We start from the raw sequence: 24663 nt of genomic DNA, 5'->3' as shown, positions 1-24663 counted from the left end.
TCTGTTCGGGCCCGTGATGCTCGATCTGTCCCTTTGATGTCTCGCATCGGGATTTCGGAAGATCGGTTCCGATCCTCGGGCCGATGCGGTCGGGCCGGCGGAACGCTTGGCCACGCACCGGACGCTCGAACAACCGGTTGCCAGAGATCCGGCCGGCGACGCGATCCTTCCGGGCGTCCCGCCGGCATCGGGAAGCGGGAGAAACCGTCCGGCGTCAACCGTTCTTCATGACCTTGGCAAGCGCGCGCTTTTCCTCGTCGGACAGCGTCGGCGTCGGCACGTCGTCGTTTTCGCGGCGGCGCATGGCGATGACGGCGTAGCCGATCCCGGCCAGCAGCACGGCGAACGGGGTCGCCCAGAGCGCGATGGTGCCGATCGACACGCGCGGCCGCAGGAGCACGAACTCGCCATAGCGCGAGACGAGATAGGTGATCACCTCCTCGTCCGTATCGCCAGCGACCAGCCGTTCGCGCACCAGCACGCGCAGATCCTTGGCGAGCCCCGCATTGGAATCGTCGATCGACTGGTTCTGGCAGACCATGCACCGAAGCCCGGTCGAAAGCTGGCGGGCCCGCGCCTCGAGCGCCGGGTCCGCGAGCACCTCGTCGGGTTCGACCGCGTGGGCGGGCGTCGCCACGAGCCCGGCCGCCGGAGCACCGACAGTGACGAGGAGAGCGATCGCGAGCGCCTGCGAGAGATGCGTCAGCCTCCTCATGCCGGTGCCACTCGCCGGGCCTTGCGCGCAGCCGGTGCACCGACCCGCAAGCGGCGATCCGCGAGCGAGACGAGGCCGCCGAACGCCATGAACAGGGTCCCGATCCAGATCAGCGTGACGAGCGGCTTGTACCAGATGCGCACGACCGTCGCCCCGCCATTGGCCGCCGAATCGCCGAGCGAGATATAGAGCTGCGAGAACCATTCGGTGCGAAGGCCCGCTTCCGTCGTCGGCATCTGGCGCGCCGTGTAGAGCCGGCGCGCACTTTCGATCCGGTCGACCGTCGCACCGGCCGTGAGAAGGGTGAACGTCGCCACGTCTTCGGTGTAGTTCGGCCCGGAACGCTCTTCCATGTCGTCGAAGCGGATTTCGTAGCCGCCCGCCTCCCGCGATTCGCCGGGAGACATCGAGGTGACGATCTCGGTCTCGAAGGCGGACACGCAGACGATGCCGATGACCGTGACGCCGAGACCGAAATGGGCGAGCGTCGTGCCGAACGCCGAACGGGGCAGGCCCTTCAGCCGTGCAAAGCCCGTCGAAAGGCCGGCCTTTCTGAAGTTCGCGCGCTCCACCACATCGACGAGACTGCCGATCAGCAGCCAGACGCCGAGGCCGAGACCGAGCGAGGCGAGGACTTCCGTGCCTCGCGTCAGCGCGATGACGATGATCGCGGTGAGCAGGGCCGCGCCGATCGCCCAGTAGAGCCGCTGCGTCGCGCCGGCGATATCGCCGCGCTTCCAGGCGAGCAATGGCCCGAACGGAACGGCGAGGAGAAGCGGCACCATCAGGGGGCCGAACGTCAGGTTGAAGAAGGGCTCGCCGACCGAGATCTTCTCGCCCGTCACCATTTCGAGGAGCAGCGGATAGAGCGTGCCGATGAGCACGGTCGCCGTCGCCGTCGTCAGGAACAGATTGTTGAGGACCAGCGCGCCCTCGCGGCTGACCGGCTGGAACAGGCCGCCGCTTTCCAGGCTCGAGGCGCGGAACGCGAAGAGGGCAAGCGCGCCGCCGATGAACAGGCACAGGATCAACAGGATGAAGACACCGCGCGATGGGTCTGTCGCGAAGGCGTGGACGGAGGTCAGGACGCCGGAGCGCACGAGGAACGTGCCGAGCAGCGAGAGCGAGAAGGTGAGGATCGCCAAGAGGATCGTCCAGACCTTCAGCGCCGAGCGCTTTTCCATCACGACCGCCGAGTGGAGGAGCGCGGTGCCTGAGAGCCACGGCATGAAGGAGGCGTTCTCCACCGGATCCCAGAACCACCAGCCGCCCCAGCCAAGCTCGTAATAGGCCCAGTAGGAGCCCATGGAGATGCCGAGGGTCAGGAAGATCCAGGCCGCGAGGGTCCACGGACGCACCCAGCGCGCCCAGGCCGCGTCGATCCGGCCGTCGATGAGGGCGGCGACCGCGAACGAGAAGGCGATCGAGAAGCCGACATAGCCGAGATAAAGCAGCGGCGGATGGATCGCGAGACCGACATCCTGGAGGATCGGATTGAGATCCTGTCCCTCGAAAGGCGCCGGGAAAAGCCTGGCGAACGGGTTCGAGGTGAAGAGGATGAAGGCGATGAAGGCCGTCAGGATCCAGGCCTGGACGGACAGGACGTTGGCCTTGAGGCTCGGCGGCAGATCGCGCCCGAAGCTTGCGACGAGCGCGCTGAAAAGGGCGAGGATCAGCACCCACAGCAGCATCGAGCCCTCGTGATTTCCCCAGACGCCGGAAATCTTGAAGAGCATCGGCTTGGCCGAATGGGAATTCTCGTAGACGTTGGCCACGGAAAAATCCGAGGTGACGTAGGCGGTGGTGAGGGCCGAGAAGGAGAAGGCGAGCAGCAGGAAGACGCCGAGGCTCGACGTCTGCCCGACCTCCATCATCCGCGCGTCGCCGCGATAGGCGCCGAGTGCGGGGACGACGGACTGGACGATGGAGGCCGCAAGCGCGAGGATCAGCGCGTAATGGCCGAGTTCGACGATCATGCGCCCTCTCCCGTACCGGCGGCCTTGGGCCGCGATGCGTCGTGGTCCCACAGGCCTCGCGCCTTCAGATCGTCGACGACTTCCTTCGGCATGTAGTTCTCGTCGTGCTTGGCCAGAACCGTATCGGCCAGGAAGAGCCGGTCGGGGCCGAGCGTGCCCTCCGCGACGACGCCCTGCCCTTCGCGGAAGAGATCCGGCAGGATCCCCGTATAGGTCACCGGCACGCTCTGGACGGTGTCGGTGACGCGGAAGGTGACGGTTTCGCCGCGATCGCGCACAACGCTGCCGCTTTCCACCATGCCGCCGAGACGGATGCGCTGGCCCGGACCCGGCGTCCTCTCGACGATGTCGGTCGGCGAGTTGAAGTAGGCGACGGAGTCCGACATCGCGGTCAGGACCAGCCCGGCGGCCAGCGCTATCACCGAGAAGATTCCGCCGATCGACAGCAGACGTTTGCCTTTGCGCGTCATTGAGTTCCTCCCTCAGTGCCTGCGATGCCGAGCGTATTTCCGAGCGCCGCGATCTGCGCGCGGGTCTCGGTGTCGTCGGAGAATGTGTCGAGTGCGCGGGCGAGCGCCGCGGCGGCCTCCTCGTCCATGCCGAGCACCGAATAGGACTGGATCAGCCGCTGCCATCCTTGCGCGTCATTCGGGTCCGCTTCAAGGCGGCTCGCCAGACGCGACACCATGCCCTCGATCATGTCCCGGCGCTGGCCGGGGTTCAACTGGGACGCGGCGGCGAGCTGGTCTTCGTCGGGGCCGGGGGCACCGCCGCCCTGCCCGGCCGACGCCGCCGGCCCGCCGCGCGGCGTTTGCGCCGGCGCCTGTCCCGTCGCGCTTGTGGCGGGCTGGGGCATGGCGGCCTCGTCCAATGGTGCAAGCCCCGCCTTGCCCCGCGCATCGGCGAGCGCAGCTGTGGCGATCGGCATCCAAGGGGCGTTCGCCGGACTATTCTCGATCAGCGCGGCCCAGGCCGCAGCCGCATCGGCATTTTCGCCTTCTTGCGAAAGATCGAGCGCCACGAAGAACCGGGCCGGCAGATAATCCGGATTCGCTTCGAGCGCGCTCTCGAAATGACCGCGGGCCTCGTCGGTCACCTCGCCGCCCGCGTCCTGGGTCAGCGCTTCGCCGAGGCCCGCCTCGCGATCGACGCTTTCGCCCAGAAGCCGGGTCGCATTGCGGAACGCCTCGATCGCATCCTCGGACCGGCCCATGCGAAGGTAGATCGGCGCGAGCACGTTCCAGCCCTGCCCGTCGTTCGGATCGCTCTTCAGGCGCTCCTCGGCGCCCGCGACCAGTCGCAGGATGTCGCTCGGCACGCCGGACCCGTCGTCCGGAACCGGCTGGGAGCGGGCCGAAAGCGGCAGGTCGGGCAGGCCGAACGCCCCGAAGGACTGATAGGCGGATACGGAGATCGCCGGGATGAGGAGGATGATCGCGACGCCTGCGACGAGATTCCTGCGCGTTCCTGCCGGTGCCTTGCCGCTCGCGCCGCCGACCGCGGCATCGTTCGCCTTCAGAAGCCGGCGTCCGATTTCCGCGCGCGCCGTCTCCGCCTCGGCTGGCGAAAGGGTGCCGCGCTCGACGTCGCCTTCGACTTCCCTCAGCTGCGAGCGATAGACCTCGACATCGTGCGCCGCGCGGCCTTCGGCAGAGCCGATGGAGGACGAGAAGACCGGATAGACGAGAAGCAGAACGACGCCCAGCGTCATGGCCGCGATGATGAACCAGAAGACCATTGAACCGACTTAACCCGTCTCGCCCTTGAACGCATGCGCCGCCGCCACGGGCGGATGTCGCAATTCGGAATCGTTCTAGCAGAACGCTTCACCGGTCCCAAGCAAAACCGGCCTTACGGTTTCGTCATGAGACGGGGTGCCTCGCCGGGCGGATCGGCAGGGTTTTTCTCGAGGCCGCGGCCCGCCTCACACCATGACCCAGGTTCCATCGCCCGCCCTGCAGGCGGTTCCGGCAAGACCCTTGGGATCGGCGCCTTCGAGGAACTGCGTGTAGCCCCGGCAGTCCTGCGAACCCACGCGGTAGACCTGCGTCGGCACGACACGGCCGGACGCGCCGTCGCCGGACCATGCGATCGGCTCGCCCACCGAACCGAACTGCAGCGCCTGATATTCGGCCTCGACGGCGCGAGCGATCGCGCCGCTGGACAGCTGCGGCGCATAGGCACTTTTCCCGATAATGCCGCCGGCGAGCGATGTCGCCCCCGGCGAAGCGGGCGCAAGCCCGCCGCCGGAGAAGGAAAGGCAGCCGCTCAAGCTGAGGACGAGCCCGGGAACGAGGAGAATGGTCAGGCGTGAGGACGGCATCGGCTCTCAAACTTTGGATCGATCGAGCATGGCGCTGGGTCGCGTCTCAGCGCTCGGCCCTTGGTTCGTTCGTCTTGGTCATCATGTCAAGCTGGCCGAGGTGTGCAAGTGCGGCAACGCAACGATGACGGCAAGCCCGCCCAGGGCCGATCGCTCCAGCCGGACGTCGCCTTGATATTCGCGCACCGTATCCGACACGATCGACAGGCCGAGACCGCTTCCCGGCACCGTTTCGTCGAACCGCCGGCCACGCTTGATGGCCTCGCGTCGCTCGTCCTCCGAAAGCCCGGGCCCGTCGTCCTCGACGATCGTCTCGAAGCGGTCGGGTCCTGCGGCGCGGCAGGTGAGCTGCACCTTTCCGCGCGCCCATTTCGAAGCGTTCTCCAAGAGATTGCCGACGATTTCCTCGTAATCCTGCCGCTCGCCGGCAAACACCAGACCGGCCGCCGTCTCCGCCTCGAACACGACCTTGAGGTCCGGGCTGAGCTTGGCGATCACGCGGACGAGCCGCTCGAGGACGGGCTGGACCGGAGTGCGATAGACGACGCTTTCGCTTTGTGCCGCGACCCGCGCCCTGTCCAGATAGTGCTGGACCTGCTCGCGCATGCGCCCGCCCTGATCCTTCACGATCTGGCCGCTCGTGCCGCCGATCCGGTCGGCCTCGTTGACGAGAACCGCAATCGGGGTCTTCAGCGAATGGGCGAGATTGCCGACCTGGGTCCGCGCCCGCTCCACGATCCGCCGGTTGTTGGCCACCAGCGCGTTCATCTCGTCCGCCAGCGGCGCGACTTCGAAGGGAAAGTCGCCTTCGAGCTTCTCGGCCTGCCCGGCCCTTACCCTCGAGAGCGCCCGTCGCACCGTCCGCAACGGTCGCAGCGCCACCAGAATGACGCCCGCATTGATGATCACGCTGCCCATGCACACGATCGCGAGATAGAGTGCCAGCCGCTGGTCGAAGGCGTTGGTCTCGTCATCGAGCTCGCTTTTGTTGCCCATGACGCGAAACCGCGCGGCGCGGTTGGAATCGTCGAGCACCACCTCCGTCTCGAGGATCTGAAGTTCCTCGCCGGCAAGACCGGGCTTGGTATAGGTTCTTTGATAGTCGAACTCGAACGGCACCGCTTCGATGGGTTCGGTGGAGATGGCGGAATAGCCGAGGGACGAGGAGGTCAGGCGACCGCGCAGGTCCTGGCTTGCCGGCACGATCTCCCAGTACCAGCCGGATTCGGGCTGGACGTATTTCAGATCGCCAAGATTCGGGCTGCCGGTCAGAAACCCGGCCTCGCTGACGCTGACGCTGTTGATCAGGTTGAAGAGCTGGGCTTCGAGAAGCGCGGAGAAACTGTTCTCGGCCGATTGCCGGTAGAGCGCGGAAATCAGGATTCCGACGGCGAGCAGGGCCGCGATGGTCCAGAGGCTGGACATGCCGACGACGCGAACCGCGAGCGAACGCGCAAGCAGTCGCCACAGACGGCGGCGCGCGAGACGGCTTGCCCGCCGCGCCGATCGCGACAGGCCCTCGCCGCGGATCCGTGCCCCCTTCGCCGTCTCGCCGGTGCTCTGCTCGAAAACGGGTTCACTCATGCCGGAGCCGGTAACCCTGTCCCCGTATCGTTTCGATCATGTCGATGCCGATCTTCTTGCGCAGGCGTCCGACGAAGACCTCGATCGTGTTGGAGTCGCGATCGAAATCCTGGTCGTAGAGATGCTCGATGAGTTCGCTGCGCGAGACGACGCTGTCCTGATGGTGCATCAGATAGTCGAGCAGGCGATATTCGTGGGACGTCAGCTTGAGCGGCGCGCCGTCGACGCTGACGCGCGAGGTGCGGGTGTCGAGGCGCAGGGGGCCGCATTCGAGCTCGGACGTCGCATGGCCGGCCGACCGGCGGATCACCGCTCGGACCCGGGCGAGCACTTCCTCGATGTGAAACGGCTTCGTTACATAATCGTCCGCGCCCGCGTCGATGCCGGCCACCTTGTCGCTCCAGCGGTCGCGGGCCGTCAGAATGATGACGGGCATCTTGCGCTGGTCGCGGCGCCAGCGTTCCAGAACGCTGATTCCGTCCATGACGGGCAGGCCGACATCGAGCACGACTGCGTCGTACGGCTCGGTGTCTCCGAGAAAATGGCCTTCCTCGCCATCGGACGCCTCATCGACGACATATCCGCCCGCCTCGAGCGCTTCGCGCAACTGGCGGCGCAGATTGTCGTCGTCCTCGACAACGAGAACCCGCATGCCCTCAACCCTTCCTCAAAACGTCCGGCCGATCAGGGCCGGACCGTGACAACTGTCCGCCGCGGCTTGCCGTTTCCCTGGGACGGGACGAGCACGGTGATGCGGCAGACGGTCGATCCACCTTCCGTCGACTGACTGACCGACATCATCTGGCCGCCGCTGCGGCTTTCGGCTTCCCGGACCTCGGTCTGGGAGCAACTCTTCTGGTCGCCGCCATTGCCGCCGCCATTGCCCTGTCCCTGTCCCTGACCCCCACGACCGCTATTGCCCTGTGCCACCGCGATCTCGCCGACCGAAACCGAAAGCACGAGAGCCGCGATCAGGGCACGGGGGATGGATGTCTTCAGGGTCATGTTCGATCGCCAATCAGGTCAGCTTGCCGGAACCGGTTCGCTCTCAAGCTTTCTAGAGTTCGCATCGTGAACTCATGCTGAATGCTTCTTCAAGAGCGAAGTTTCAATAAGGCCTTGTTTTTTCTGGCTTAACGCCTTGGGAAAAACTCCTGTTTCGGCCTCTTTCCTTCGTCATTTCAGCGTCTTATCGGCCGCCAGACGGCCGTAGATCGCAACCAGCGCACCGATCGCCGCCGCCATGTCCAGAAGCGTCGTTGTGATGGTTTCCTGCATCGGCGCGGAAACCTCCAGACCCCACAGGCCGCCGAGCGCTGCGCCAAGCGCCACCAGGCCGCCCCATACCGTGCGGGAGCGATACCATTCCTTCTGGTCGATCATGACAGTCTCCTTCTCGTTGCAAATCAACCACGCGACCCGTCAGTTCGCGGGCCTTGTGACCCGCCCGGACAGGGCGGGACCGCTCCCCCAGACGGGGGAGACCTGTGCGACGTCGATCGTCAGGGCCGCCGGCAGCGTGCCGAACGCCTCGATCTGTCGCATCCTGCCGAGCGCGAATTCGGGGCTCGCGACGTCGGCCGGAACGGTGCCGGCGATGCTGCCGGCGGGACGAACGCCGGACGAGGCGGCGGCGCGCACGCGGACCCTGTAGATCTCGCGGTCTTCGCCGAGCGGCACTTCCTCGGCCTGCCAGTTGTCGCCGCCGATGCGGGTGCGCCGGACCCACGAGAACCTCACCCCACCGTCCGCCTCGAACCGTGCCTTGAGGTGGACCGGGCTGTAGGGGCGCACGGCCCGCAGGCCGACCGAAGCGCTCGTGCCGGTCACGGCCTCGTCGTCGAGACCGCGCCCGAGCGGCGCGATCCGGAGCGTCAGCTTCTGGCCGATCTCGCTCTCGCCGAGGTCGAGGCTGCGAACGGCATCGTCGAGAAGGATGAACCGTGCGCCGCTTTCGAACGGGCTCGACGCATCCGCCTCGGTTCCGGCCTGGCCACGCAGGAGGCCCGACAGCCGGAACACGCCCCGTTCGATTTCCTCCGCATTCCGGAACTGCAGAACCTCCAGCCGTCCGTCGCGCGAAAGGATTGCGGCGGCATTGCCGCCCGAGAACAGGGCGCCGGGTTCGATCGACGAGAGGCTGCCCCGGTTGAGGCGAACCGTCAGGGCGTTGGCATGGTCGAAGACGCCGCAGGGACCGGGCAGGAGCTGCGCGACCGACCGGCCCATCAGGGCCGGCCGGTCCACGATCGCCCGCCGCGTCAGACCCCCTTGCGTCGATCCAGCATCCACCGCATGTGGCAGCCAGGGACTGGCATGGACCGCGACCGCACCGCCGCTCTGGTCATGTCCGGGCAGGAGCGGCAGATCCATGATCTCGAAAGCCGGGCGCGAGGCCACGAACGGCCTCGGGAACTCCGTGCGAAGTTCCGCGTCACGCCCGAAGCCTGCCCCCGTCACCTCGGCCGGCGCCAGGGACCGCGCCTCGATCCGGCGCGTCTGTCCGCTTTCGATCCGGGTGACGAGCCAGCGCCCTGGCCGCCCCGGCAGCGACAGAACGTCGCCCGGCTCCAGCTGCGCAAGCTTCGGTGCGACGGCAAAGCGGATCGTCTCGCTCGAACCCTCGGTCTCGGCCAGAAGACGCGCGGCGCAACGGTCGGCAAGTTCGCGGTGGAGCACCGCCGGATAGGACGCAATCCCCTTTCGCGGCACCCGGTAGTCGCCGGTCGCTGCCGCGGAGACCGCCGGCTGGTATGCGCGGTCCGGGTCCATGTAGCCGATCGCGATCTCGTCGGGATTTTCCCCGGTCTCGTCCCGCCGCATCTCCACCAGCGGCCCCTCGCCATCTGCCAGCGCCTCGATCGAGGCCATGCCGACACGCTGCGCGAGCGAGCGGAACCTTATCTCGCCATCCGACACGAAGGCGATGCCACCGACCAGCGAGAGGATCGCCTCGATATCGTCGCGCACCGAACGCGGCCCGTCGATCACATAGCCGTCGAGCACGGCGTCGAGGCCACTCGTATCCGCTGCCTCGATCCCATGATCGGCCAGAATCGCGGCCACCAGCGCATCGGCCGGCGCATTGGCGAGACGTCCGTTCAGCCAATGGCCGAGCCGCCAGTTGCGCCCGTCGGTCCACAGATCGGAGCGCTGGGGAAACGCCGGATAGGGTCGTGCGTCCCAGGTCCACAGATGGATCGCACCCGGATCCACCATGGGTCCGCCATAGATCGGCGACATCGGATTGAGAGCCGTCCCGTCAGGGCCGATCCGCCGCGTCCACCCGTCGAGGGAAGCCTCCAGGAAGCGCCGCTGCGCGAGATCGTCGCGGAAACCCCGTGAATGGTAAGGAATGACGCTCTCGGAGGATTTCGGATCGACGAAGACGTTGCGCTGTGTAGCAATTACACACAATTTTCCTTAGGCAACTAAATACATTGCAACGCAGAACGCGTTGTCGCTGCTTAGGGAAGGACTGGAACCTCGTTCCAGTCCTTTTTGCTGATCACACCTTCGTGGCGGGGAAGGCTCTGCCTCTACCCCAGACAATCCTCACAGCGCCGTTCGTTCCCGTGCTGTTGGAGCCGTTGCCGCTGCCACGTCCACCAGCACCATAGTTGCCTCCACTGGAAGCCAGCGGCGAACCACTGCCCGTGCTGCCGTTGGTACCCGAGGGGGAACTGCCATTCGCACCCACCGAGGTGCCAGTACCCGCATTGCCGCCGTTACCACCGTAATAGGTGTCCGGGTTCGTGTAGTAGACAGTTTTGGGCCGGCTACGGCTTACCTCGTAGTTGTGCAGATTGGTGTTTCGGTATGACGGCTGACGTAGGCCCTCAAACACGCCCCGGTAGGAACCACGGTAGTAGGTCCAGCCATCTGAGTGCTGGAACGATGTGGCGTTGTAGGAAAGGTCGCCATACCGGTAGGGTCCATAATTGCCGTTGCTGCTCCACACCATAACGGCTTTGTCGTCGGTTCCCTCCAGATCATCCGCCTGATACCAAGCGGTGCTATACGTGGGGGGTGATGCATCGTAATATGGGCCTTCGGTTTCAGTGGTTTGGTAACTGCCACTGGAACCCGGAATAGTCGTGTAAGTGCTGCCGCTGCCACCTCGGTTGCCTGATCCAGCGTTCACGGTGCCACCAGCACCACCGGATGAGGAACCGCTTCTGCCTCCGCCCGCACTGACCGTGCTGCCAAAACTGCTGTCACCGCCATTGCCCCCGGATGGGCTTGATCCCACCACCACGGTGATCGTCTGCCCTGGCGTGACTTTGATGCTGTTCCCGTAAGCGTACGCTCCACCACCGCCGCCGCTGCGTGCACCGCCACCGCCTGCACCAATCGCCAACGCACTCACAGAGGTCACCGCTGGGGGCACCACAAAACTGTACGTGCCCGGCGATGTGTAGAGGGCTTGGCCTTCGGCGGTTTTGCCCGCCATGAGTTTCTTCGCGCCCAGTGTGCTCATGACACCAGCCCGGTGAGCACACCATTCACTCCTTCAAACACAACGCGATAGCGCCGGTTCACCACCCAGGTCACACCCACTTCACTGAAAGTGGAGGTCTTTTCCCCGGAGCCGAGATCCCAAACCACGCCCGGTGGCATCGTGATGCTGCCTCCGGTGAACGTGATGTTGATCTGAATTGTGCCGCCGATCGTGGGCATGTTGGCGACATCAAAAGCAACGGGTCCACCAATCTCGATGCTCTGGTAGGTGCCATCCGCGTAGTTGAAGATCACCGTGCCCGTGGTAACCCGACCCTTGTTAGCGGTTTTGATGTTGCTGATGTCTGTTTTCAGCGTGCTCGCGGCGAGCGCAGTCACTGAGGTTTCCACCGCGCCCATGCGGGGACCATATTTGTCCAACCCGATTGCCCGGAACACTGTGCCATCGAACACCGTGGTGATCACTGAGCCCAATGGGATATTTCCCGCGATTAGCGCAGCGCCATCATCATTGTGCACGATGGGTGCGGTTTGCACCTCGTTGATGCGCAGCGTGGCTGGACCCGTATTTGCGACGTGCGCAAACCATCGGAACACCTCGCCTTTCACCAGCGCAGTGGGTGGCACTTCGTAGGCAATCCGGTACGCCGCGCCAGTGCCCGTGCTGATTGCCATGCTGTTGATGCGATCCCAAAAGCGCTTGCTGGCACCTCTATGGGCGCGAATTGCACCACCAATCTGCGTGGGCAGCACGCCTACGGGAAACCCATTCGGGCTGGCGCTGTTGTTGGCTTCGTCGTTTTGCTGCCAACTGATATCGCTGAGATCAGCCATATGAGCCTCCAATGTTAAATGTTTTACATATTTAACATTCCCAAGTATTTTCGCGGGGATAGCTCGCTAACGCTGTGCAAGATGCTATCGTTAGCGCAGCAACTAAGGAGCAGAAGATGGCTTTGGCTGTGTTGAAATTTTCGTATGTTTTTTTATTTGTGCCCCGATGCGCACTCTTTGTTATCGGCAGTGTGTTGGCAGCGGAGTTGTTTGAAGGCGGTCAAGTGATCCCGGCTCTGCTCTTATACATCGCAGTGCTAGTGGTTTCATGGGTGCTGTATGCGATCCAAGATGAAATCAAGATGTTCAGAGATGCATATGCGGACGCGAAGTGAAGGCTGCCTTATTTGGCAGCCTTCATGACTTGTTCGGCAAGATCCTCTGCACCAATATCACGCAGATACTGTGAGAATTCTGTTCTCGCAGCGACTGTGCCCAGTTTGGTGCCATAGTCCACCAAATATTTGCGAACACCTCCGCGCTGCATTTGCGCGTTGGGAACCCCAGCCAACATGTTGACGAACTGCGGGTCCAATAGTTTGTTGGCGTGATTGCGTTGGATCAGGTAATTTGCTCCTTTGAGCGTTGGACCGCCCAACATTGCGCCACCCGCCGCATACAAGTTCCCAGTGAGCGCACCTGTGAGACCCGCAAACGCGCCCGTTGCCAAGTTGAATGGTTCGAACACCTGTCGCATCAGTGTGTGATTGCTGGTGTTGCTGTGATTGCCCTGCTTGCCATACTTGCCCAACCGTGCGCTCACACGTGCTACCCTATCCAAGTCCTCCGCATATGCGGCTCGGGTGGTGCCGGAGAACATGGCCCGTTTGGTTTCCTTGCTCGTTTTGGTCCAGTTCTTCAAGAACATGGCGGGGTCAAACACAGCGTTGCCATCGGCATCGGTTTTCGTGCCCATGCGCTCCACGGAACTGGCCACCAGTTGGTCCCAGGTGTCTGCTCCGCCAGCGGCTTCAATCTGTTTGCGCAACACGGTGAGTTTCTGACCGCCTGCCTTTTTGGTTTTCTCAAACTGCTCGAAGATCTGTGCATCAAACGGCTTGTTGGCAATCTCGTCCACTTGAGCAGTGCCGAACACACTGGCGTCGTTGCGGAGCCGTCGGTCGTAGTTGTTGGCCTTGGTGAATGCTTGTTTGGCATCAGGACCAATAGCCGCTGCACTCGCATCCATGTCCCTGGTGAGAGCCGCATACACATCGCCAAAATACTGGCGTTCAGCGGGTGATGCATTGCGGTCGAAAGCACGATATCCGATGGCTGTTCGCGCAGCCTTCAACTGATCAAAGGTGATGCCATCGGCCACGTCCGCCACGATGTCTTCTGCGTGGGCGATGGCTTCGTCCACCAGTGCACCATTGGTGCGGGCTTCGTGGCGACTCATACCGGCGCGCGCACTCTGCAAGGCTTGCAAAGCACTGCTGGTGTTGCCAGCATTCGCAGGAGCACCCGCAGTCAACGCGTCCATCTCCGCGTACAGGTCCTGTCCGCGCTGCTTTTTGGCTTCAATGATGTTGTTGGCCTGCGTGCGCAGTGCAGGGCCAACTTCGTGGGCACACTGGCCACGCGCATCATGTGCTGCTTGGCGCTGCTGCGGCTGAACGCATTCTGCGCGGCGCGGTTCTCATCCAACAGTTGCTGGATGTCTTCCTTCTGCATGGCCAGGATGTTCATCAACGCTTGGGTTTTCTGCGGCTTGTCCGTGTTGCCGAAACTCACGTTCGCACGCACGTCCATGGCGGTGTCCCAGTGGTCGAACGAGAATTCCACAACGCGATTGCGCATGCGCTGGAGGATCAGGTTGGTGTCCTCGGGATGGCTGGCCAGCAGGCTGCCGATGACCCGGAACAGGTAACGATAACCCGTGGCTGCGAATAGCCGGGCAATCTTGTCCACCCGGAGTTGCGCATTGGACAGGCGCTGACTGCTCGCGGTGGCTGTGGTTTTCTTGAGATCCTCAGGGTTCAGCGCCAGCGTGTTCATGCCGGTGCCCGTACGGGTCTCAATGTCCGCGTTCACGCGCTCGATCACGCTGAATGCCATGCCCCCGACGAACGGAGTGTCCAGGTAACCAACCGCGTTGGGCTCATCCACACGGATCAGCCCACCAATCTCGTCGTTGAGGAAGTCGTCCATGTCCACGGCGTCCGTGCGCACGGTGGCCCTGGGGTGCAGTACCTGATGAAAGTTGTCCTGCATGCCCCGGTAGATTTTGCTTTTGTATTTTTGATCCTGGCCGATGATGTCCGCGACACCTTTGCCCCACACCGTGTTGGGGTCGATGACCGGGACAAACGCGGCAAACGGAGCCATCTCCACTTCCTCGGCGTTCAGCAGCACCCGTTGCTTGCCTGATGCTCCACCAATAGTGAAGCGCATCAGTGGGGCTGTTTCCTCACCCTCGGTGGCCATCCGCATGAAGATCTCACGCACCTCAACATCCGGCTCCACCGCGTTCACGGCATCGCCGTCATCCCCGCGTGGGTCTCGGTTGTCTTGCAGACTGTCCATGTCCTGATCCGCTGTGGGGATCTTGGCGACCAGTTTGGCGTCGTAGCCCATCTCGATGAGTTCACGTCGTGGCATCGTGCAACGGTAGCCCTGGAGCCCCGCATTGATGCCCCCGGTGTTGTAGTCAAAAGTGGCATCCGCGCTGAGGATGAAATCCTCCGGTGGGATCACCTGAATGCGAACCCCTGCCTTGGTGTCGCTGGTAGCGACTTTGATGTCCCGCACCGGGATTGGCGGCTGCATGGGCAGACCCGGAATGTTGTTGGCGGCAACATCATAGGGATCACCAACCTCGCGCACGTCTTTGGTGTCATCATCCAACAACGCGTGAAGTTCCGTGTCGGGAACACCACGGCGCAGCACGGGTGGTCGCCATTTCGTGCTCTTGTAGAAGTCCGCGTAGGCGATGCCCATGCCGTAGATTTGGCCGTTCTTAAACCAGTCATTCAGCAGCAGGGTGAGTTCGTTGTCATCCCGCAGCACCCAGTTCACAATGTCGGTTTGCTGCTCGGCCAGGGCTACGTCTTCGGAACCCCTGGGCTGATAGGTGACCACATCCTCCTGGCCCTCAAACAGGCTCAGCAACTGGCTGACGATCATCTCAACCTGATCGTAAACCTCGGAAGTCACGTAACGGGAGCGGCTGACTGGGATTTTCTCATCACCGGGAAATGCTTCCCGGTTGTACAGGGCCAGCGCTTGTTCCCGGTATTCCGCACGGGTGCCGTTGCTCTCGGCTTTCTCCAGCACGGGCTCGATCGCACGTATAATGTCTGCGTCACTGAGTGGCTTTTTGTTCATTCGGCCTTTCGGTGGCTTGCTGCCACTCTTCGTTAGGCGAGATAACTGCGTCTCACTGCGATTGCTTTGTTGAGGTATTTATCGGCACCGCGAATCCGCACCGTGCTACCGAAGGTGAGGCACAGCGCATCCGCGAAGTCCGGGGATCCACGCCCACGTTTGCGCATCTGGTCCTTGGCCTCGACTTTGATGCGTCCGTCTCGGTACTCATACGTGGGCAGACAGATTTGCTTGCTGAGATCATCATGGGCAGGAAGTTTGCGGTCACCTTCTTCCAGCCAATCCTTGAGGCTCCACCACAGTTGATCCCTCAGGCGGGAGAACAGTTCAGGCTTTCTGGTGGGCCGGTTGCTGACTTTGATCGCGCGCACCGGCAATCCTGCCATGCGCAGATAGTTGTAGACACCATCACCCACGCCGATCGCGTCCACGCAGATCTGATCCGGCCGCTGCGATGCAGGTGTTTTGTGGTAAAGATCAGCCACCTCTGTTTGCAGTTGATCCGTGGTGATGCCCTGCCAACTCCAGGGCTCACCCACGACGCCGCCTTGGCGCTCAATCAGCACGCTGCGGTCCTTGCCCCCACCAGCGGGATCAAGTCCCCAGATGATGGGCTGCTGGGGTGTGGTGCGGGACGTGGTGTTCAGCGTGGCCTCGGTGACCAACTCCGCTGAAATCATGCTTTCTTCGCTGTCCAGGGGGAACTCACCGAGAATGTTGATCCGGTATAGGCGCGACCCTGCGCCCCCATAGGCTCGCACCAACTTTTCGAACGCATCTCCTTTGAGGTCTGGATTGTCTTTCATTTGGCCGTGCACTTTGGCCCAGTCCGGTGATATTTCCGGGTCCAGCCAGGTGCGTCCAAAGAAACAGTCCGCCGTGGTTGGGTTGGAGATCAAGCACAGTTTGGGGTTTGCGTCCGTGCTGATGTTGATGAGAACCTCGATGACTTCATCGGCCACACCGGTTGCCTCATCCACGAAAATGAAATTGTTTCGGCTGTGGATGCCTCGTGCTTTTGTGGTGTTGTCTTTGTCCGCGAGTTGGATTTCCGCAAAACAGTTGGGTTGATCTTTTTTGCGGAATGCACGGGTCGCGGTGTAATCGTATTGGTCTTTGAACCATTTGAGTTTCATGAGACCGTGAAAGCGTCCGATCTCTTTCCACAAACCCTGTCGGATCTGCGTTTCGTTGGGACCAAACACGGTGACCTGCACTTCGTTGTGCGTGATCAGCGCCCACCACGTGAGCACGGCCATGATGTAGGTTTTGCCGAAGCCTACGCCGCCTTTGAACGTGATGAATGAGTTGTCCTGAAAGGCACGGGCGAACTCAATCTGTTTGGGACGAAGTTGAACCCCAAACATTTCCTGTGCGAAAAATTCAATGTCTTTGTGAAACAGCATTTGCAGTTGAACCAACTGCTGTGCATCCAGTGTTTTGCCCATGAGTTACTCGAACCGTTGCGTTCGAGTATTTACCCAGCGTTGTGATCACCCTGGGTTTCAGTCATGGCGATGGCCGCACTGGGCGGCCATTTCCTGCTTGGTTATTTGTTGGTGCGGGGCACCAGCCGGGCTTTGCGCGCTTTCGCGTTGGCTTGGATTTGCTCACGCAACTTGGGGTCCTCTTGCACCAGTTGGTGTGCCGCCTCAAGCAGTGCACGAACCCCCTGGAGATCATCCGCCCGGAACAGCGTGGCTCCGTTGCCCATGTCGAGGGGATCACGTCCAATTTTCACCGTGTAACCCGCACCATGTGGGCGAAACCAAGTGCTGCGGTTGCTCACCGGGGTGCCCGCTTGTGCATCGCGGAGGAACCCCAATTGGCGTTGAATTTTGCCCTGGAACACCGCGACGGGATCACTCGCAGTGGGTGTGGGCTTGGTGGCGGCACTGGCGAAAAGGCTCTGCAGATCCGGGTTGGGCTTACTCATCTGTGGGTTCCTTCAGCGTGTTGGTTGCCCACGATGGCTACTTCCAGTTGATCGCCTAAGCGACCACTGATTTCCTGATTGCGTGGAATTTCACGCGTGTGGGTAAATAGGTGAAACGGAGACACAGCATGGCAGCGGTTTGGATCAACATCGCATCCGGGTATGCACCACGAGTGCGCAGGATACTCACGGAGAACCCCAGCATGAGCGAACCCGACGCGGTTCGTGCATTCGCTGAGCGCACCTATGGAGTGGCGGCAACGGATCGATGGGGCAGTGGATGCAGGATTGGTGAATGCACCGGCGGAGGCTTCACCATGGAATTTGATGATGTTGTTGATGCGCAAGAATTTCAAAAGCAGTTTGGGGGCAACCCGCTGCGGGGATCAGGACCTGCAAACCTTGGGTAAGCGGGAACGTGAAAGAGCCCAGTTGCACGCGGCGATTGACCGGTTTGTGCAGCGGATAATTGAGCAAAACACCGAGATGATGATCCTTCGCAAGCGTGAGTGGATCGCGGAGGCAAAGCATGGCGCGAAAAGGCCAAACACTCACAGAACCGGAAATCGCAGAACGTCGGGCAAAGGGGTTCCAAAAGGGCCGGTCCGGTAATCCCAAGGGGCGACCAGCCATTCCAGAGGAAGTGAAAAGTGCAGCCAAAGCGTACACGGTTACGGCAATTGATACGCTGGTTGATGTCATGGAAAACAGCACTAACCCGAACGCGCGGGTCACAGCGGCAGTCGCGATACTGAACCGGGGATGGGGTGCGCCGTCACAGCAATTGGAGATCGATCATCAGGTCACCCACACAGTGACGGAGATCAACGCGCTGATGGAGCGGGCAAGGCTGCGTGAGCAACAGGGCATGGTGATTGACGCGGAAACCCTGCGAGTAATCGATTAACCCGTAGGGGTTATCCAGGGCTTCACTGGTAGTGAAGAGAGACTAACGAATTCCTCTCCTGCGAACCCAGTGTTGATAAGCTCTAAGCGCGTTGACGATTGGAAAAGACTATTTTGATGGCCGATGAAAGCAGACATTTACGCACGCGGGAAGATTGGCGATTTTTGGGAGAGGCAATCGCGTTCGTAGCGGCTGCAATCGGTTTCTGCGCCGGAACCTTGGACGCATACGTAGCAAAATCATGGACGGTTTATATGTATGCGACCGGTGCTGCGGGCAATGCCATAGCATTCGCGATATGGGTCGCACCAATCGTCTGGTCGTCTTGGAAGAAACTGTCCGCTTGGATTACTAAACAAAGTTGAAATTGACATGCCTTCAAATCGGAAAAGGCTCTTAATCAGCATCATTGATTGGCGATCAAACCCGACGATAAATGATCGGCTGATCGTTTGAACATCTTGGGGTGTTGGTGGGGAAGATCCCCACCAACAGGAGCCATCAAGGGGCTACGCCGCCCAGGCAGCACGGTGATCAAATCACTACGCTGCTAGCAGCAGCGCCAATGCCCACATACATGCTCGGTACGCCCAAAGCGCCTCCGCGTGTATGCATGAACCCAGTGACAAGCACGGGTGATCATGGAGCACCTCCTTATAAAAAGGGGTGCACTACCTTGATAGAACGGCATGCTGATGCTATATCGGGCCCAGGGACACGATATGAGCACCAACATGCTCGTCCCCGGATCGCAAGGCAATGCAAATGCCGATCCGGTGAACCCTACCAGAAACCCACGGGTTGCCCCCCGTGGGTTTTGGCGTTCTAGGGCCTTGTAAGCGTTATAGGCCTCCATTCACCACGATACAAGATAGACAAACTGCGTGGTTCACGCTTTTTGTGGGAAACGTTGAATAATCTTGTGGCAAAATCGTTTTTTGCATACGTTGCGTATAAGAGATAGAACACGTCGGGAACGATTATGAGCGATCATACCTTTGCAAAAGCCCGCGAACTCCGTGCGCAGTTGGAAGCGCGTATCCAGGAATATACCGAGAAATTAGAAGTTTGGAAAGCGGAACGGGATCGTATCGATAGTCTCATTCAGGGTTGGGAAGAAATCCAGAATTTGGATGTTGATGCGGTTTTGGAAGGTAGGAGCCAAAATTTGCGGAACCTGTGGGGTAAAACTCGCTTCGTGCCGCCACGTTTGATTTCACGCCCTATGCATCGCAAACCGAGGCGAATTAACGTGGAAACGGAACTATCGCTAGAACAATCTGATCGATCAGGCTCGAACAGCAGAAAAGAGGACGTTGCAGCAGTTGCGCGCCTTATCATAATGAACCGTGGACGCCCAGTGGACAGAGAAACACTATTGCATCAATTGCGTGAATATGGATTGGTGATAGAAGGCGCAAATCCAGAAAAAGCAATGAACACTATGCTCTGGCGTACACGTGAAAAACCTGAATATGGTGTGATCGGCTTGCGCGGCTACGGCTATTGGCTGAGGGAACGTGCTTATGAGCCAGCGGATTATGACCCCATTATGGGGCGCGTGGAAAGCGCAGAGAATGACGCACCAGACGACGACGACGACGCGTAGCAGGTAGTTCGGTAAAAAAATTTGGCTTGTGAAAAATCGGGGAGAAAAGAAATCATGGGGCCAACCCGATAATTGCAGAGACAATCGAGGATTTTAAATGAGCAGTTTGAGTCCGTTCTTACCGGATGATATTTTCCTGCAAATCCCGATTATACTTTTTTGTATCGTTCTGCGTGTTCTTCCTTACTATTGCGACGACTTTGGGCAAATCAGATTTTTATCTGGAAATGGAACGACAAAAATTTCTCACAAGAAGCGAGAGGAAACAATCGGGATTTCGATTTTTACATGAAATAATGAACAACAAGAAATTTCGCCGCGAACGTATTCGGATATTCGGTGGCATGGCCGGGTGTGTGATATCGTTTATTCTCATAATGATTGCGCATACTTTTCCTCGATAATTCCAATATTCACGAGGGTTACTGGGAGCGCAGGCGGATCTGCATCACACTGAACGCGCGATGCTGTGGGCTTTGGGGGTCACCCAATGCAGGTCTGTGAAAAACCAAATCATGCGGCCAAGCAGAACACGATTACAAAAAACCTTAGGGGGTGGGTGTACCCTTGTGTGTCCTGAGAACCCTGGCAAGCGCCAGCGCGCGCGCTCTGCTCCACTAGTAGTGAAGCACATGCATCGCAGCCAGTGAGCGTCTTTGACCCTTCACGATGCATCCAGCCGTGCAAGCAATCGCTGAACCTGCACGCACTGCCACTGCTTGCCCTTGGGCGTAGCAATGCCTCGTGCGTTTAGTTCACGTGCTATCATGGATGCCCGTAGATGCCCGTGTGCGCGGATCTCTGCAATTGTGCTAGCCAACGCGCTGGCAGTGTCATTGGCTTGCTGTACGCGTGCTGTGTTGGTTCCCCAGGCTTGTCCTCGTGCACGCTTTGCCGCGATGGCATCGCGTGTGCGCTGGCTTATCAATATGGCTTCGTGCTCTGCAAACACAGCGCTGATCTGCAACATCATGCGGTTGGCCTCAGGCATATCTACACTGACAAACGGAACTTTGCCGTCCAGCAGTCGGGTGATGAATGCCACTGATCGAGCGAGACGATCCAACTTGGCAATCACCAATGTGGCTGAATGCTCAGCAGCAAAAGCAAGCGCGGCTTCCAATTGGGGACGGGCATCGCGCCTTCCACTCTCCACCTCTGTGAACTTCCCAAGCAGTTCAGCGCCACGGGCCTCGGTGAAACGCTCCACACTGGAACGTTGCGCTTCCAGTCCAAGTCCGCTCTGTCCTTGGCGCTGTGTGGAAACGCGATAGTATGCGACGAATGGTGTATGTGGTTTTTGCATGGCTCTTTTTTACAACGTAACGGGGCGTTCTTCGTAAAAAGCCGCTGCGTTCAAAGAGCAAGTGAAGATTTTCACTGGGTGGGGGAAGTTTTCGGTTGACTGTGACAGCAAGAGTGGTTGGGTGTGACAGGTCTGCACGGGTGGGCGGGCCGTGCGTGGATCTGGTGTAGATTTACATTGCTACACGTGGTTCGTTCTGATCCGTCGTTGAAACACTCTATTGCAAACGTCCAGCCTGCAGCACCAACCTATGGTATTCATTCATGTAACTGTAAACTTCGACGTCACGTGCTTTTCTCTCATACATCTCTTCACGTATATTGACTGCCAAGTACTGGAGGAAATCCATACCGTTTGCTTTCTGCTCCAATTCAAACAACATTTTGGTCAACTGCATACCCATATATTTCCGGTATGTCGCTAATTGGTCAATTACACTCACACTGTCGCTGCCAGGCGATCTTGTATGGGCATGTATCTGAAAGGTCCAACCGCCTCGACCGCGTTCTTTTAATTCCTTCACAAAAGTTTCAGCCTTGGTGATATCAATGCCCATGTGATTAAGTATCACGTAAGGAAACAGCAGCATTGATTGCAGCCGCACGTTGGGTTCCCATAACCGTGTGATTGCAGCAATCGATGCAACAACTTGCTCGATGTCTCTCAATTCAAGACCAGCCCAATCGCAACCTTTTGCCAGCAAACTGATGGTGTTGTCCAAAGGAGTTGAGATTTTTTCCTCGAGAACACCCATACTGTCAAAACATGATCGAATGAACTTCTCTGTATCCGGCTTCTCAAACTCGTATGTTCGGTTGAAAAAACGTTTCAGATATTTTCTGCTATCAAAATCCACTCCATACACTGCCTTTACCGAGTGGGACAATTGCTTGCTGTCCGTGGCCACAACAAACACCAAATCAGGCACTTCGAAAAGATGCTTGATCCGCTCCAGCATGGCAATCGCATATGGGGGACGGCAACGATCCAATTCGTCCACGAACACGAACATGGGGCTCTTAATCGTGCCCGCCTGTTCCAATTGCCGTAGGACCTCTGAGACATTCTCAGCGAACTTCTTGATGCTGTTGCGCTTGCTCTGAAAATCATTCAGCATTTGCGTGCCGGTCTGTGTGCTCAGCCGGTCAATGCTTTTCCCAACTGCCTTGGATACATCCTCACCCACCGCACGTGTCGCGCTGTCTGTTGTTGGTTTCTTGGATGTGTCCCGAGTTGTGCCATTATCCTCTTGCTCATTCTCAGCCATGCCATCGGAAATTAACCCTGTTATTCCATCAACTGCTTGATTGCCAATGAGAAATGCAACCAGTCGCTTGCCCCCGCCAATCGCAGCCTCCTTGGCGATTGCACCAGTTTCTTTCTTCGCGGCACTCCACGCCTTTTGTGCTTTGCTGTTCGACTTAAGATGGGGTTGCAACACCTCGTCGATAGCGCTCATCACCGCTAACAGTGGGTCGTCGGCAAAATCATCGCGCCAGGCGTTCACCGTCACTGTAAGATGCTGGTCCTGCTTGACCTGATCGGCAAAGCGTTTGAGGAAGAACGTCTTTCCACGACCCCAGGAGGCATCCAAGTTCAACACGTAGGCTTTGCGCTTCTTTTGCGCGTCCACGAGTTGACTTTGATCCATCAGAAAACGCTGGAGAAAGGCTGCATCTTGAGAGCGATCAAAAAGATCGCCATCCCATATTTTTTCCAGAGTCTGAGGGCCGGTCGACGTGGCCGTAGTCGGGCCTTTCTTTGTGTTGCTCACCCATCTGCTCCTGGATTGCGTGTTGATCCACCCTTATAGAGCAGTCTCGAGGTTTCATCACAACCTGTGGAAAAGCACCTGTGGATGAATTACCCGATGGACTGGGGATCCGCGAACGCTGGAAACCCTTCACGGCAACGCACGAAGCGAACGGTACAATAAGCCTACACTTGACAATGAGAACACAAGCGGAACATTCCTCGCATGCTGTTGCGCGGTTATCCCTATGTGTGCGTGCGGATTGGTTGTCGCTGGTGTGATCGGCGCGGCCAGTATCCCTTGGCTGTGTTGGCCCAGCGCTATGGTGCGAATATCCCCATGGAACAGCTGCTGCGTGGATTGTCCGCGGATTGTGGATGGCGCCGCAAGCGCAAGCGTGGTGACATCGACGAGCGCGGTGCCTATTGGATTGATCTGCACCGGGATCCACCTGCGCCACCGGATCTTCCGGTGGCTCCACTAACAGTGATCCCTGGAGGGAAACGTTGAGCGTGCTAAAGTCCCCGAAATGCAAGTGGGCAGCCATACCGGCATGAATAGAACGCTTCTGGAATAGGGCGCAGAAAACCAAATGAAAGATTTCGAAGCAGAAAAACATGCCATTAAGGTTAGTATGAAGTATCATTGTTCAGAGTATATACTTCCCTTTGTTGCATATGCAGTTCTAATGATATTCGATGGGAATTTTAAATCACCGATTTATAAGCCATTTCTTGAATTTGTTGTTTACATTTTTCCATTTCTCGCCGTAATTAGAACTTTCATTTCATACAAAAAAAACCTCGAAGAATTCCGCAACAATAGATCCGAATCGGTTGATGAGTAACATCGTGGGCCATGCCAACACTGCTAATTCACCCTCCAAGACTGACCGTGTACTTCAGGATGGATTATCTCCCTACGATGGTGCCGGCGGGTATGTGTTTGCTTTTTCAGGCTCCTGCTCCGGCCATTGGCAAGTCTGTGCGATGGAGATGGACGGCTTCATCATTCACCCGATGTGCGCATAGCGGGAGGCTCTTGACCAGCGGAACACATCCGAAACATTTGCCGCATGTTGTTGCGCGGTTATCCCTATGTGTGCGTGCGAATTGGTTGTCGCTGGTGTGATCGGCGCGGCCAATATCCCTTGGCTGTATTAGGCGAACGATTTGGTGCTGATATTGATATGGACCATCTGTTAACAGCGCTATCTGCTGATTGTGGGTGGCGCCGGAAGCGGAAGCGCGGTGACCCCGATGAGTGCGGCGCATACTGGATTGATCTGCATGAGGATCCAACTGCGCCACCGGATCTGCCACTCACTGTGGGTGTGAAACCCATAGGAGGTGGTCCCGACTAACTAGGAGATGAAACACTCTCCGTATCGCAACAAGTTCGAGGCAAAGGTCGCTGGTTCTCTGGACCGCGCGTTTGCCTATGAAGCACATCGTTTTCCCTACACGCTGGCTCACACATATTTGCCCGACTTTATTGATGTCCCTGGCAAACGCATCGTGGAAGCGAAGGGCCGCTTCACTGGCAGTGATCGCGCCAAGATGCGTGCGATCCGTGCGGCCTACCCGGACTGGGAAATTGTGATTGTCTTCCAGAACCCCGCCGCCAAGATCAACAAGAATTCCAAGACCAGTTACTCGGATTGGTGTCAACGCCATGGCATTTCGTGGCGTGCTGGTTGATTACTGCGCGTATATGCCAGCACGGCTTTTGTCTTGAATGATCCGTGCTATGGCTCTGCCTGCTACCGCAGCGCGGCAACTTCTACTCCCGCAGTAACTCCACATTGCAAGTAGGTGTTCTCGGTGCTGCTCGCTGAGATCGCTGCGATAGTTGCCGCACTCAAATATCAACATGTGGAGGCTTTTGCGTTGACGGCTCCACCACTGGGTGGCTCGCTCGTGCTGTTGCTTT

General features: G+C 59.4%; 25 protein-coding genes. 7 read left to right on the top strand and 18 right to left on the bottom strand.

Annotation, left to right across the window (positions count from 1 at the left end; genetic code table 11):
- Positions 1-214: 214 nt before the first annotated feature.
- The 12 genes from U0C82_RS08295 to U0C82_RS08240 form a co-directional block, all read right to left on the bottom strand.
- Positions 215-715, bottom strand: a complete 501-nt coding sequence (locus U0C82_RS08295) for a cytochrome c-type biogenesis protein (protein WP_322186601.1) — start codon at positions 713-715, stop codon at positions 215-217.
- Complete coding sequence (locus tag U0C82_RS08290) at positions 712-2691, bottom strand: heme lyase CcmF/NrfE family subunit (RefSeq protein ID WP_322186600.1); 1980 nt, start codon at positions 2689-2691, stop codon at positions 712-714. Before U0C82_RS08290 ends, U0C82_RS08295 begins: the two co-directional genes overlap by 4 nt.
- Positions 2688-3161: a cytochrome c maturation protein CcmE gene (ccmE, locus tag U0C82_RS08285; RefSeq protein ID WP_322186599.1), complete on the bottom strand. Its 474-nt coding sequence runs from the start codon at positions 3159-3161 to the stop codon at positions 2688-2690. Before ccmE ends, U0C82_RS08290 begins: the two co-directional genes overlap by 4 nt.
- A complete protein-coding gene (gene ccmI, locus U0C82_RS08280; RefSeq protein ID WP_322186598.1) occupies positions 3158-4429 on the bottom strand; it encodes a c-type cytochrome biogenesis protein CcmI in 1272 nt (423 codons plus the stop codon). Before ccmI ends, ccmE begins: the two co-directional genes overlap by 4 nt.
- A gap of 186 nt (positions 4430-4615) precedes the next feature.
- A complete protein-coding gene (locus U0C82_RS08275) occupies positions 4616-5014 on the bottom strand; it encodes a hypothetical protein (protein ID WP_322186597.1) in 399 nt (132 codons plus the stop codon).
- A gap of 81 nt (positions 5015-5095) precedes the next feature.
- Complete coding sequence (locus tag U0C82_RS08270) at positions 5096-6439, bottom strand: ATP-binding protein (RefSeq protein WP_322186881.1); 1344 nt, start codon at positions 6437-6439, stop codon at positions 5096-5098.
- A 151-nt stretch (positions 6440-6590) separates the two neighbouring features.
- Positions 6591-7250, bottom strand: coding sequence for a response regulator transcription factor (locus tag U0C82_RS08265; RefSeq protein WP_322186596.1), 660 nt, complete (start codon positions 7248-7250; stop codon positions 6591-6593).
- Between the two features lie 32 nt (positions 7251-7282).
- Entirely contained in the window at positions 7283-7603 is a 321-nt protein-coding gene (locus U0C82_RS08260) for a hypothetical protein (RefSeq protein WP_322186595.1), read from the bottom strand.
- Between the two features lie 171 nt (positions 7604-7774).
- The gene (locus U0C82_RS08255; RefSeq protein ID WP_322186594.1) at positions 7775-7981 is read right to left on the bottom strand and encodes a hypothetical protein; all 207 of its coding nucleotides are present in this window, start codon (positions 7979-7981) and stop codon (positions 7775-7777) included.
- 39 nt (positions 7982-8020) lie between these two features.
- Entirely contained in the window at positions 8021-10015 is a 1995-nt protein-coding gene (locus tag U0C82_RS08250) for a phage tail protein (RefSeq protein ID WP_322186593.1), read from the bottom strand.
- 91 nt (positions 10016-10106) lie between these two features.
- Entirely contained in the window at positions 10107-11078 is a 972-nt protein-coding gene (locus tag U0C82_RS08245; RefSeq protein WP_322186592.1) for a glycine-rich domain-containing protein, read from the bottom strand.
- The gene (locus U0C82_RS08240) at positions 11075-11893 is read right to left on the bottom strand and encodes a hypothetical protein (RefSeq protein ID WP_322186591.1); all 819 of its coding nucleotides are present in this window, start codon (positions 11891-11893) and stop codon (positions 11075-11077) included. Before U0C82_RS08240 ends, U0C82_RS08245 begins: the two co-directional genes overlap by 4 nt.
- A 116-nt stretch (positions 11894-12009) precedes the next feature.
- On the opposite strand from U0C82_RS08240, the gene U0C82_RS08235 reads away from it, so the two are divergent.
- Positions 12010-12228: a hypothetical protein gene (locus U0C82_RS08235; RefSeq protein ID WP_322186590.1), complete on the top strand. Its 219-nt coding sequence runs from the start codon at positions 12010-12012 to the stop codon at positions 12226-12228.
- Between the two features lie 8 nt (positions 12229-12236).
- Here U0C82_RS08235 and U0C82_RS08230 read toward each other — a convergent pair whose 3' ends face one another.
- From U0C82_RS08230 to U0C82_RS08215, 4 genes are all read right to left on the bottom strand, one after another.
- Positions 12237-13376, bottom strand: coding sequence for a hypothetical protein (locus tag U0C82_RS08230; protein WP_322186589.1), 1140 nt, complete (start codon positions 13374-13376; stop codon positions 12237-12239).
- Positions 13364-15220 (bottom strand): portal protein, encoded by a 1857-nt coding sequence (locus tag U0C82_RS08225; RefSeq protein WP_322186588.1) that lies wholly within the window; start codon positions 15218-15220, stop codon positions 13364-13366. The genes U0C82_RS08230 and U0C82_RS08225 overlap by 13 nt, the downstream gene beginning before the upstream one ends.
- A gap of 32 nt (positions 15221-15252) precedes the next feature.
- Positions 15253-16668 (bottom strand): DEAD/DEAH box helicase family protein, encoded by a 1416-nt coding sequence (locus U0C82_RS08220; RefSeq protein WP_322186587.1) that lies wholly within the window; start codon positions 16666-16668, stop codon positions 15253-15255.
- 101 nt (positions 16669-16769) lie between these two features.
- A complete protein-coding gene (locus U0C82_RS08215; protein WP_322186586.1) occupies positions 16770-17156 on the bottom strand; it encodes a hypothetical protein in 387 nt (128 codons plus the stop codon).
- A gap of 203 nt (positions 17157-17359) precedes the next feature.
- On the opposite strand from U0C82_RS08215, the gene U0C82_RS08210 reads away from it, so the two are divergent.
- From U0C82_RS08210 to U0C82_RS08195, 4 genes are all read left to right on the top strand, one after another.
- Positions 17360-17566 carry a hypothetical protein gene (locus tag U0C82_RS08210; protein ID WP_322186585.1) on the top strand — a complete coding sequence of 69 codons (207 nt, stop codon included), beginning with the start codon at positions 17360-17362 and terminating at the stop codon, positions 17564-17566.
- Positions 17567-17685: 119 nt separating this feature from the next.
- Entirely contained in the window at positions 17686-18063 is a 378-nt protein-coding gene (locus tag U0C82_RS08205) for a hypothetical protein (protein ID WP_322186584.1), read from the top strand.
- 116 nt (positions 18064-18179) lie between these two features.
- The gene (locus U0C82_RS08200) at positions 18180-18428 is read left to right on the top strand and encodes a hypothetical protein (RefSeq protein ID WP_322186583.1); all 249 of its coding nucleotides are present in this window, start codon (positions 18180-18182) and stop codon (positions 18426-18428) included.
- A 617-nt stretch (positions 18429-19045) separates the two neighbouring features.
- Positions 19046-19672, top strand: a complete 627-nt coding sequence (locus U0C82_RS08195) for a hypothetical protein (protein ID WP_322186582.1) — start codon at positions 19046-19048, stop codon at positions 19670-19672.
- 664 nt (positions 19673-20336) lie between these two features.
- On the opposite strand, the gene U0C82_RS08190 is transcribed toward U0C82_RS08195, so the two are convergent.
- Together U0C82_RS08190 and U0C82_RS08185 are read right to left on the bottom strand one after the other, a co-directional pair.
- Positions 20337-20978: a recombinase family protein gene (locus U0C82_RS08190; protein ID WP_322186581.1), complete on the bottom strand. Its 642-nt coding sequence runs from the start codon at positions 20976-20978 to the stop codon at positions 20337-20339.
- 217 nt (positions 20979-21195) lie between these two features.
- A complete protein-coding gene (locus tag U0C82_RS08185; protein WP_322186580.1) occupies positions 21196-22752 on the bottom strand; it encodes a KAP family P-loop NTPase fold protein in 1557 nt (518 codons plus the stop codon).
- A gap of 204 nt (positions 22753-22956) precedes the next feature.
- Here U0C82_RS08185 and U0C82_RS08180 point away from each other — a divergent pair, with 204 nt between their 5' ends.
- Positions 22957-23241 carry a hypothetical protein gene (locus tag U0C82_RS08180; protein WP_322186579.1) on the top strand — a complete coding sequence of 95 codons (285 nt, stop codon included), beginning with the start codon at positions 22957-22959 and terminating at the stop codon, positions 23239-23241.
- A gap of 860 nt (positions 23242-24101) precedes the next feature.
- Positions 24102-24431 (top strand): PDDEXK family nuclease, encoded by a 330-nt coding sequence (locus tag U0C82_RS08175; protein WP_322186578.1) that lies wholly within the window; start codon positions 24102-24104, stop codon positions 24429-24431.
- Positions 24432-24663: the final 232 nt, after the last annotated feature.

Source organism: Fulvimarina uroteuthidis (assembly GCF_034321785.1).
Taxonomy (GTDB): domain Bacteria; phylum Pseudomonadota; class Alphaproteobacteria; order Rhizobiales; family Rhizobiaceae; genus Fulvimarina; species Fulvimarina uroteuthidis.
The sequence above is the reverse complement of the archived record's forward strand: the minus strand, read 5'-3'. Positions and strand labels throughout refer to the sequence as shown.

What these genes read in the sequence shown, in the direction of transcription:
- U0C82_RS08210 (WP_322186585.1), top strand. Translation starts at nt 17,360, where the DNA reads ATGAGCGAACCCGACGCGGTTCGTGCATTCGCTGAGCGCACCTATGGA.
- U0C82_RS08290 (WP_322186600.1), bottom strand. Translation starts at nt 2,691, where the DNA reads ATGATCGTCGAACTCGGCCATTACGCGCTGATCCTCGCGCTTGCGGCC.
- U0C82_RS08200 (WP_322186583.1), top strand. Translation starts at nt 18,180, where the DNA reads ATGGCCGATGAAAGCAGACATTTACGCACGCGGGAAGATTGGCGATTT.
- U0C82_RS08235 (WP_322186590.1), top strand. Translation starts at nt 12,010, where the DNA reads ATGGCTTTGGCTGTGTTGAAATTTTCGTATGTTTTTTTATTTGTGCCC.
- U0C82_RS08240 (WP_322186591.1), bottom strand. Translation starts at nt 11,893, where the DNA reads ATGGCTGATCTCAGCGATATCAGTTGGCAGCAAAACGACGAAGCCAAC.
- U0C82_RS08270 (WP_322186881.1), bottom strand. Translation starts at nt 6,439, where the DNA reads ATGTCCAGCCTCTGGACCATCGCGGCCCTGCTCGCCGTCGGAATCCTG.
- ccmI (WP_322186598.1), bottom strand. Translation starts at nt 4,429, where the DNA reads ATGGTCTTCTGGTTCATCATCGCGGCCATGACGCTGGGCGTCGTTCTG.
- U0C82_RS08180 (WP_322186579.1), top strand. Translation starts at nt 22,957, where the DNA reads ATGCTGTTGCGCGGTTATCCCTATGTGTGCGTGCGGATTGGTTGTCGC.
- U0C82_RS08190 (WP_322186581.1), bottom strand. Translation starts at nt 20,978, where the DNA reads ATGCAAAAACCACATACACCATTCGTCGCATACTATCGCGTTTCCACA.
- U0C82_RS08245 (WP_322186592.1), bottom strand. Translation starts at nt 11,078, where the DNA reads ATGAGCACACTGGGCGCGAAGAAACTCATGGCGGGCAAAACCGCCGAA.
- U0C82_RS08205 (WP_322186584.1), top strand. Translation starts at nt 17,686, where the DNA reads ATGGCGCGAAAAGGCCAAACACTCACAGAACCGGAAATCGCAGAACGT.
- U0C82_RS08195 (WP_322186582.1), top strand. Translation starts at nt 19,046, where the DNA reads ATGAGCGATCATACCTTTGCAAAAGCCCGCGAACTCCGTGCGCAGTTG.
- U0C82_RS08225 (WP_322186588.1), bottom strand. Translation starts at nt 15,220, where the DNA reads ATGAACAAAAAGCCACTCAGTGACGCAGACATTATACGTGCGATCGAG.
- U0C82_RS08295 (WP_322186601.1), bottom strand. Translation starts at nt 715, where the DNA reads ATGAGGAGGCTGACGCATCTCTCGCAGGCGCTCGCGATCGCTCTCCTC.
- U0C82_RS08230 (WP_322186589.1), bottom strand. Translation starts at nt 13,376, where the DNA reads ATGGACGCGTTGACTGCGGGTGCTCCTGCGAATGCTGGCAACACCAGC.
- U0C82_RS08255 (WP_322186594.1), bottom strand. Translation starts at nt 7,981, where the DNA reads ATGATCGACCAGAAGGAATGGTATCGCTCCCGCACGGTATGGGGCGGC.
- U0C82_RS08275 (WP_322186597.1), bottom strand. Translation starts at nt 5,014, where the DNA reads ATGCCGTCCTCACGCCTGACCATTCTCCTCGTTCCCGGGCTCGTCCTC.
- U0C82_RS08260 (WP_322186595.1), bottom strand. Translation starts at nt 7,603, where the DNA reads ATGACCCTGAAGACATCCATCCCCCGTGCCCTGATCGCGGCTCTCGTG.
- U0C82_RS08215 (WP_322186586.1), bottom strand. Translation starts at nt 17,156, where the DNA reads ATGAGTAAGCCCAACCCGGATCTGCAGAGCCTTTTCGCCAGTGCCGCC.
- U0C82_RS08175 (WP_322186578.1), top strand. Translation starts at nt 24,102, where the DNA reads ATGAAACACTCTCCGTATCGCAACAAGTTCGAGGCAAAGGTCGCTGGT.
- U0C82_RS08265 (WP_322186596.1), bottom strand. Translation starts at nt 7,250, where the DNA reads ATGCGGGTTCTCGTTGTCGAGGACGACGACAATCTGCGCCGCCAGTTG.
- ccmE (WP_322186599.1), bottom strand. Translation starts at nt 3,161, where the DNA reads ATGACGCGCAAAGGCAAACGTCTGCTGTCGATCGGCGGAATCTTCTCG.
- U0C82_RS08220 (WP_322186587.1), bottom strand. Translation starts at nt 16,668, where the DNA reads ATGGGCAAAACACTGGATGCACAGCAGTTGGTTCAACTGCAAATGCTG.